We start from the raw sequence: 4,081 nt of genomic DNA on the forward strand, positions 1-4,081 counted from the left end.
GATTTCTAAATGAAATAATTTATTCTATACCTTCCTCTGCTTTTTATACGCAAATTTATTTCGTATTGTTTTACTCACATAAAATTGGTAACATTGCATCAATATATCGTTATGTAATTTTAATTAATAATTATATAATTTCCATTTTTATATGAATTATTCAAACTAAAAACAAACTTTAATTTAAAAAATAGTAACAACTCAGGTTCTCACTGATTATAATTCAAGATAAAAGTTGCTTTAATCAATCGATTTTAGTGAGTTAATTTTTAGAAAAAAGGATTGTCTTGTCCTGAAATAGCTTTACAACAAGCTAATTTAAAATGACAAAAAAACTTAAACAAAAATCAGTCTCGAGTCCTCTTAGTAGAGATCCCTACAAGTGACGAGAAGAATCGGAGATCATCAAAATACTTGGTGAAATAGATCAGGGATTGATCAGCATGCTGGGAGCGTGCAAAAAGTATGGACTCAATAAAAACACCGTAAGTCTTTGGATCACTAAGCTGCCCATTCGGGCATTAGAAACCTGAGTTCGATTGTTAATTTAGTATAAAAACCTTGCAATAAAAGGCAAAAATTAGGATATTTAAATTTCTGACATTTAAACATTTACCTAAAATTTGCCTTATGATTTGTTTTGATAAAATTACAGATATTTATTCAGTTCTTGACGAGTTTTGTAAAGATTTTGAAAAATTCTCAGAACCTTTCCTTCTTGGTAAGAAGCCCAAAAATAAACCCAGAATGAGTAGCTCTGAAGTGATTACCATTATGCTGCTTTTTCACTTGAGTGGTTTTAGGACTTTTAAACATTTTTACCTCTACTATGTCCAAAAACATATGACACAAGATTTCCTCCAAACTGTTTCCTATAATCGATTTGTAGAATTAATGCAGGCTGCATTGATGCCCATTACCTTATTCGCAAAAACATGTTGTTTAGGAACTTGTACAGGAATATCTTTTGTAGATAGCACACCAATCAGAGTTTGTAAAAATAAAAGAATAAAGCGAAATAAAGTTTTCAAAGACATTGCCACCACGGGAAAATCTACAATGGGTTGGTTTCACGGCTTCAAACTTCATATCATCATCAATGATAAGGGTGAGCTTCTAAGCTTTTGTATAACACAGGCAAATATCGATAATAGAGAACCGCTGAAAAATGAAACCTTTTTAAAGGCTATATTTGGTAAGTTATTCGGTGACAAGGGTTATATCAGTGAAAAACTAACCCAATTATTATTTGTAGATGGAATTCAATTAATTACCAGTATACGCAATAATATGAAAAATAGCTTGATGGAAATGAGTGATAAGATCCTGCTTAGAAATCGCTCTATCATTGAGACCGTTAATGATGAGTTGAAGAATATTTGCCAAGTAGAACACTCCAGACATCGATCTGTGGTAAACTTTATGACGAATTTTGTGGTAGGAATCAATGCATATAATTTCTTACCTAAAAAACCATCACTTAAATATGAAACCGTAAAATCAAATCAATTAGCGATGTTTTTTTAATCGAACTCAGGTTAGTAATAAAGATACGCTTGTTATACATTCGGTAAAGCTCTCCAAAAGCCTGCTGATCTCTATCCCGCAGCCTAAGCAGCAGATCCTTTCCTGTAGTGGTTCGTGAGGACTTCATGGAGCAGAATTCGATGTGAAATTAAAGGTAAAAAAATGTTAGCACATTTTGTAATATTTGAGGTAATTCCTATCATTCGTATAAATAAAATTACCTATTACGTGCTCTAGGCTTCCAATATCCAGGATACTAATACCAATTAAACTTTGAATTACTATAAATATTTCGTATTTTTATTGTATGGGAAGAAGAAGAAATTTCGAGATTACAGAAGATCTGAGTGAGTTAGAAAACTATAAATTGAAGGTTAAAGATTACCGTAGCTCTCAACTGTTAAAGTCACTGCTTCTTTTGAAACAAGAAGAAAGGACTCTTGTTGAGATCTCTCTATCATTAGACAGCCATTTTACCACGTTGGAACACTGGATAAAATCTTACCAAACCAAAGGCATAGAAAAATTTTTGGGCGGTATCAACCGAAGCAAACCTTTAAAGTTGATTACTCCTAGTATTCACCAGGAAATAGAGGACCGTCTGAAAAGCTCAAGAAATCCTTTTTCAGGCTATGTAGAAGTACAGCAATGGCTGTTGAAGGAACACGGCGTTGAAATAGAATACCAATGGTTATGGAAATAACCACGAAGATGAATTCTAAGTTGAAAGTTCCAAGAAAGACCAACGTAAAGAAAGATCCTCAAGCAGAAGAATCCTTTTTTAAAACTACCTCAAACTTTTGATAAGATTAGAATTAGTCTGAATAAAGATCAATATAAAAGTGTTAATCTTTACTATCAGGATGAGAGCAGAGTTGGTTTAAAGACATTGGTTGGAAAATGTTTATCGGTAAAGGAGTAAGACCCTTGATTGATTATCAGCACAAATTTGAAAACACCTATTTACGGGGAAGCTATTCTCCCATTACAGGAGATCAGTTTGTTTGGGAGATTAATGGGGTGAATAGAAATATATTTAAAGAGTATTTGGAGGAATTTTCAAAATTTAAATCCGAAGAATATAAAATTGTAATAATAGATAATGCCGCTTTCCACAGCACCAAAGACTGGGAAATATTTTTCTGCTCAATATTCCTCCCTATTCTCCAGAGCTTAATCCTTGCGAACAGGTTTGGCAATATAAAAAAAAGCGTTTTAAAAATAAATTTTTTGAAACCATCCAAGACCTTAAAGAGTGGTTGCATAAAACCGTAAATGAAATGACACCGGATATCATTAAATCAATTACTTCAAATCATAGATATTTAAATGCATTTTAAAGTAGAAATGGCATAAGAATCCATTTAAATTTCACCAAATTAATCATACCTAAATAATTATCAATTATTTACACTTTCTAATAAACTTCTAGTAACTGGTCTAAAATCAATACTCTTTCACTAAAAATATCCAAAGCAAAAACTCTTAAACAAATTTAATATACTAAATATCTTTCGTGATTTTTTTAAGAAGAAGAATATTTTCGGTGGGATAAATGTATTTAAGGAACACGAAGCAGAAAAACAATCAGAATTTCAGATGTTACATAAAATTTAATTTTATTTCTTATCCGAAATAGTGGTTCTGTTTGATACTGTAGCAGCTGATAGATTTCTTCTGCATTTGTGAATTGATCTGGAACATCTTTATTATCGATTATTTTTATTCCTCTCCGTTTCATGGTCTCATGAATTGCTTTAGTAAATGAATATTTTGCATTTTCTTTCGAGCTTTGTTGAGAAATACCTTTATGATGCTGTCTATACTGATACAAATTTTCTGCAATAAATGCCACATTTCCTAATTCAAGAATTTTATAATAAATAATCCGCAGGGTAGAACCCTGAGGTATTCAATGGAAGATATCCTATTTTTAGTTTTATGAAAAACCATCTGTTTTTCAAAATTTTCCTCTTTTGACCACGGGGCAGAGCCTCGAGGAATTCTTTAGATTAAAAGAATTCTAATTACTGCTTTTGTTGGCCTTAAAATAGTAATGAGAACGCCAAAAATGACAGAGCTTAATTAGGAAAGATATATGATAAAAAAAGATTGGCTTTACCGTCATGATATTAGTGGTAAAACCAATCATCTTATTTAGTTAAATTATAATTATCTTGCTCGTGAAAATTAATCTAAGGTACTTACAGAACCGTCGTCGTAATCGTTTACAGGTGTTGACGAAACAATGTGCCAAACACGGTTCAATTCAAGGTCTTTATTGAAATTAAAAGACTCTCCATATTTAAAGTCAGCTTTTGCAGCACTATAACAATTTTTCTTTATATTTAAGATTTCATCGATATTATCCAGACTTATTGAGTCCATAAAATTTTTGCAATGTTTTGTTAAATTTTCAATTGACCATTCTTGTTTTTGGTTACTGTTTTCCATAATGTTGAAGTCATCTCGACTTTCTTTTTTCAAATTTTCTAATCGCAATAACGATAAAAGCAAGATAATTAAATCCTATCCAGCTTGTTACTGTGGTATC

General features: G+C 31.5%; 5 protein-coding genes. 3 read left to right on the plus strand and 2 right to left on the minus strand.

Features of this window, described 5'->3' with window-relative positions; all coding sequences use genetic code 11:
• The first annotated feature begins 630 nt into the window (after positions 1-630).
• The 3 genes from BUB80_RS22955 (at position 631) to BUB80_RS23960 (ending at position 2,867) form a co-directional block, all read left to right on the plus strand.
• Positions 631-1,527: an IS982 family transposase gene (locus tag BUB80_RS22955; protein ID WP_073298040.1), complete on the plus strand. Its 897-nt coding sequence runs from the start codon at positions 631-633 to the stop codon at positions 1,525-1,527.
• Between the two features lie 307 nt (positions 1,528-1,834).
• Positions 1,835-2,230, plus strand: a complete 396-nt coding sequence (locus BUB80_RS22960; protein ID WP_073298042.1) for a hypothetical protein — start codon at positions 1,835-1,837, stop codon at positions 2,228-2,230.
• 448 nt (positions 2,231-2,678) lie between these two features.
• Entirely contained in the window at positions 2,679-2,867 is a 189-nt protein-coding gene (locus BUB80_RS23960; protein ID WP_262484455.1) for a transposase, read from the plus strand.
• Positions 2,868-3,088: 221 nt separating this feature from the next.
• Here BUB80_RS23960 and BUB80_RS22970 read toward each other — a convergent pair whose 3' ends face one another.
• Positions 3,089-3,382: a hypothetical protein gene (locus tag BUB80_RS22970; protein ID WP_073298044.1), complete on the minus strand. Its 294-nt coding sequence runs from the start codon at positions 3,380-3,382 to the stop codon at positions 3,089-3,091.
• A 335-nt stretch (positions 3,383-3,717) separates the two neighbouring features.
• Positions 3,718-3,915, minus strand: a complete 198-nt coding sequence (locus BUB80_RS22975) for a hypothetical protein (protein WP_139262899.1) — start codon at positions 3,913-3,915, stop codon at positions 3,718-3,720.
• Positions 3,916-4,081 lie beyond the last annotated feature (166 nt).

It is taken from the genome of Chryseobacterium polytrichastri (assembly GCF_900142445.1).
Taxonomy (GTDB): domain Bacteria; phylum Bacteroidota; class Bacteroidia; order Flavobacteriales; family Weeksellaceae; genus Chryseobacterium; species Chryseobacterium polytrichastri.

What these genes read in the sequence shown, in the direction of transcription:
- BUB80_RS22955 (WP_073298040.1), top strand. Translation starts at nt 631, where the DNA reads ATGATTTGTTTTGATAAAATTACAGATATTTATTCAGTTCTTGACGAG.
- BUB80_RS22960 (WP_073298042.1), top strand. Translation starts at nt 1,835, where the DNA reads ATGGGAAGAAGAAGAAATTTCGAGATTACAGAAGATCTGAGTGAGTTA.
- BUB80_RS22975 (WP_139262899.1), bottom strand. Translation starts at nt 3,915, where the DNA reads ATGGACTCAATAAGTCTGGATAATATCGATGAAATCTTAAATATAAAG.